Genomic DNA, 527 nt, shown 5'->3' on the forward strand with positions numbered 1-527 from the left:
GCTATGCGCGAGCTGCCCTACGGGTGGCTGCAGTGGGGAATATTGGACAATGGGGGCAACCCTGATCCAGCAATGCCGCGTGAGTGAAGAAGGCCTTCGGGTTGTAAAGCTCTTTCGACGGGGACGATGATGACGGTACCCGTAGAAGAAGCCCCGGCTAACTTCGTGCCAGCAGCCGCGGTAATACGAAGGGGGCTAGCGTTATTCGGAATTACTGGGCGTAAAGCGCACGTAGGCGGCTTTGTAAGTAAGAGGTGAAAGCCCAGAGCTCAACTCTGGAATTGCCTTTTAGACTGCATCGCTTGAATCATGGAGAGGTCAGTGGAATTCCCAGTGTAGAGGTGAAATTCGTAGATATTGGGAAGAACACCGGTGGCGAAGGCGGCTAACTGGTCATTACTGACGCTGAGGCGCGAAAGCGTGGGGAGCAAACAGGCTTAGATACCCCAGTAGTCAAGTGAGCTTCTCATGCGCATATGACTACAGGGGTATCTAATCCTGCAGCCTCCCGTAGGATATGCGCATGG

1 rRNA gene is annotated in these 527 nt (G+C 54.1%); it reads left to right on the forward strand.

What is annotated here, in order from left to right:
• Positions 1-527: ribosomal RNA gene (locus DK926_RS26920) — 16S ribosomal RNA — on the forward strand; the annotation flags it as partial.

The organism is Rhodococcus sp. Eu-32 (assembly GCF_003336925.1).
Lineage (GTDB): Bacteria > Actinomycetota > Actinomycetes > Mycobacteriales > Mycobacteriaceae > Rhodococcoides > Rhodococcoides kyotonensis_B.